The sequence below is a fragment of the Ideonella azotifigens genome, from assembly GCF_006519715.1.
GTDB classification, from domain to species: Bacteria; Pseudomonadota; Gammaproteobacteria; order Burkholderiales; family Burkholderiaceae_C; genus Ideonella; species Ideonella azotifigens.
Genome location: NZ_VIDT01000554.1, coordinates 1 through 3,696, shown reverse-complemented (window position 1 = coordinate 3,696; position 3,696 = coordinate 1). Strand labels below are relative to the sequence as shown.

Below are 3,696 nucleotides of genomic sequence, written 5' to 3'. Positions count from 1 at the left end.
GCCTGCGGCCGCAAACCTCATTCGTTGCCAAAGCCCACGGAGGCCATTCATGACCGAGATTTCCCGCGTCGCGTTGTTCGGCAAGCTGAACCCGCTGGCCTACAAGGCCATCGAGGGTGCCACGGTGTTCTGCAAGCTGCGTGGCAACCCGTTTGTCGAGCTGCAGCACTGGCTCTACCAGATCCTCAACACCCCCGATTCCGACCTGCACCGCATCGTCAAGCACCACGGCCTGGATGCCTCCCAACTGGCCGCGGACCTGACCGCCTCGCTGGACCGGCTGCCGCGCGGCGCCAGCTCGGTGACGGACCTGTCCAGCTGGGTCGAAAACGCCGTTGAGCGCGGCTGGGTCTACGGCTCGCTGATGTTTGGCGACAGCCAGGTGCGCACCGGTCACCTGGTGATCGGCCTGTTGAAGACGCCGTCGCTGCGCAACGCGCTGCTGTCCATCTCCAAACAGTTCGAGCGCATCAAGGCAGACGAACTGGCCGACAACTTTGCCCGCATCGTCGAAGGCTCGCCCGAGCAGCAGATGCGCGCGACCGCTGGCAGCGCCGAACCCGGCGAAGCCAGCGGCGCGGTGGCGCCTGCGGCGATGGGCAAGCAGGAGGCGCTCAAGCGCTACGCGGTGGACCTGACCGAGCGCGCGCGCCAGGGCGAGATCGACCCGGTGGCCGGCCGCGACGAGGAGATCCGCCAGATCGTCGACATCCTGATGCGCAGGCGCCAGAACAACCCCATCCTCACCGGAGAGGCCGGCGTGGGCAAGACGGCGGTGGTCGAAGGCTTTGCGCTGCGCCTGGCGCAGGGCGATGTGCCGCCGCAGCTGAAAGAGGTTTCTCTTTACGCGCTGGACATCGGCCTGCTGCAGGCCGGCGCCAGCATGAAGGGCGAGTTCGAGAACCGGCTGCGTTCGGTGATCGACGAGGTGCAGGCCTCGCCCAAGCCCATCATCCTGTTCATCGACGAGGCCCACACGCTGATCGGTGCCGGCGGTGCGGCCGGCACCGGCGACGCGGCCAACCTGCTCAAGCCCGCGCTGGCCCGCGGCAAGCTGCGCACCATTGCCGCCACCACCTGGGCCGAGTACAAGAAGCACATCGAGAAGGACCCGGCGCTGACGCGGCGCTTCCAGGTCGTGCAGGTGGGCGAGCCCAGCGAGGAGAAGGCGGTGCTGATGCTGCGTGGCGTGGCCAGCATCCTGGAGCAGCACCACCGGGTGGCGCTGCTGGACGAGGCGATTGACGCGGCAGTGCGGCTGTCGCACCGCTACATCCCGGCGCGGCAGCTGCCCGACAAGGCCGTCAGCCTGCTGGACACCGCCTGCGCCCGCGTGGCCGTGAGCCAGCATGCCACGCCGCCGGCGCTGGAGGACAACCAGCGCCGCATCCAGGCGCTGGAGGTGGAGCAGGCCATCATCGGCCGCGAAGCGGCCATCGGCATCGAGGTGACCGAGCGCAAGCGCCGCGTGGCCGCTGCGCTGGACGAGGCGCACACCGAGCACGCGGTGCTGGCTGAGCGCTTTGGCAAGGAGAAGGCCGTGGTCGACCGTCTGCTGGCCCTGCGCGCCAGGCTGCGGGAGGATGGCGAAGGCGCACCCAGCGCCTCCGAGCGCGATGACCTGCTGGCGGAACTGCAAGGCCTGCAGCTGCAGCTGGGCGAGCTGCAGGGCGACGCACCGCTGATCCTGCCGACGGTCGACGAAGCGGCGGTCGCCAGCGTGGTGCAGGACTGGACCGGCATTCCGGTTGGCCGCATGGTGAAGAACGAGGTGCAGGCGGTCTTGCAGCTGGCCGACACGCTGAACCAGCGCGTGGTCGGCCAGCAGCATGCGCTGGAGATGATCGCCCGCCGCATCCAGACCTCGCGCGCCCGGCTGGACAATCCGAACAAGCCCATCGGCGTGTTCCTGCTCTGCGGCACCTCCGGCGTGGGCAAGACCGAAACCGCGCTGGCGCTGGCCGAGTCGCTCTACGGCGGCGAGCAGAACGTCATCACCATCAACATGAGCGAATTCCAGGAGGCCCACACCGTCTCCACGCTGAAGGGCTCACCGCCCGGCTACGTGGGCTACGGCGAAGGCGGGGTGCTGACCGAAGCCGTGCGCCGCCGCCCCTACAGCGTGGTGCTGCTGGACGAGGTGGAAAAAGCCCACCCGGACGTGCATGAGCTGTTCTTCCAGGTCTTCGACAAGGGCTGGATGGAAGACGGCGAAGGCCGCTACATCGACTTCAAGAACACCATCATCCTGCTGACCAGCAACGTGGGCAGCGAGCTGATCATGAAGCTCTGCGCCGACCCCGAGCTGATGCCCGAACCCGAAGGCATTGCCAAGGCGCTGCGCGAGCCGCTGCTGAAGGTCTTCCCCGCGGCGCTGCTGGGCCGCGTGGTCACCATCCCGTATTACCCGCTGAGCGAAACCATGCTGGCGCAGATCGTCCGCCTGCAGCTCGGCCGCATCCAGCGCCGCGTGCAGGACCATCACGGCGTGCCCTTCAGCTTCGACGACGCGGTCGTCAAGCTGGTCATCAGCCGCTGCAGCGAGGTGGAAAGCGGCGGCCGCGTGATCGATGCCATCCTCACCAACACCGTGCTGCCGCGCATCAGCCGCGAGTACCTGACCCGCCTGTCGGAAGGGCAGGCGATAGGGCAGGTGGGCCTGAGCGTGCAGGACGGCGATTTCGCATATGCGTTCGATTGACCCCGAGCCCATGAACGGCTCTGCGGCTTGAGCAGAATCCCCTGATGGCAGGCCAGCGCATTCCCGGTGCCACCAGCCCCACGCTGCGCGAGCCGGTGGGCTGGGGTGAGCCGTTCGACCTTCGCTCGGCGCTGCCCGGGCCGACGGGCCTGGTGGCCACCGGCATTGGCGCCGGCCTGGAAGGCTTGCCGGACAAGCGTGGCCAGTCGCCGCGGCCCAGCGTGCAGCCGGTGCGCCGGCCCACACCCGAGGGCGAATGGCGCAGGCTGACGGTCAATGAGCGCGACATGGCGCGCACGCTGTTCGGCAACTCGGTCGACTACAACCGCGTGAAGGTGCACAACGAGGAGTACCTCTGGTTTGGCCTGCAGCCGGACGACACCGCGATGACGCCCAACGGCGAGATGTATTTCAACCCCAAGCGCTTCAAGGAAGATTTCGCGCTCGCCGGCTTCAGCGATTCGCTGTGGTTCATGCACGAGATGGTGCATGTCTGGCAGCATCAGCTGGGCTACCCGGTGATGCTGCGCGGCGCCATCCGCATCGGGCTGGGCTACGACTACACGCTGGATGCGAAGAAAACGCTGGGCGACTACAACATGGAGGCGCAAGGCGATCTGCTGTCCGACTATTGGGCCGTGAAGAACTTCAGCCGCCCGCCCGAGATGCACCAGACCAAACACATCAACGACCGCGCCTTATTCGAGACCGTGCTGCGCCTGTTCATTGCCAACCCTTCGGACAAGCGCAATCTGCCATGAGGCTCGCCGGGCGCCCATTCGTCGCGTTACTGGCCGGCCTGTTGGTCTCGGCCGGCGGCCAGGCCGCTTCCAGCAAGGGCTCGGTCGAGGTCACGGCCGATGGGGGCCTGCCTTGCTTCGCGTTGTCGCAGCGCGAGCTGGCCGGCCCGATGCGCGTGTGGACGCTCAGCATCAGCCACGGTGAGCGCACCGACTGGCGCTCGCTGCCGCCCGAGGACTGGGGCTTCTCGTTCG

Annotated in this window: 3 protein-coding genes; all 3 read left to right on the top strand. The window is 67.7% G+C overall.

Translation table 11 applies throughout. The features are described from left to right. Positions 1–49 precede the first annotated feature (49 nt). Positions 50–2,701 carry a type VI secretion system ATPase TssH gene (gene tssH, locus FKP22_RS23910; protein WP_141290168.1) on the top strand — a complete coding sequence of 884 codons (2,652 nt, stop codon included), beginning with the start codon at positions 50–52 and terminating at the stop codon, positions 2,699–2,701. 44 nt (positions 2,702–2,745) lie between these two features. After that, positions 2,746–3,462 (top strand): hypothetical protein, encoded by a 717-nt coding sequence (locus tag FKP22_RS23905; protein ID WP_231013009.1) that lies wholly within the window; start codon positions 2,746–2,748, stop codon positions 3,460–3,462. Further along, the coding region (locus FKP22_RS23900; RefSeq protein WP_141290167.1) for a hypothetical protein at positions 3,459–3,696 on the top strand (238 nt) is incomplete at its 3' end. The genes FKP22_RS23905 and FKP22_RS23900, both read left to right, overlap by 4 nt.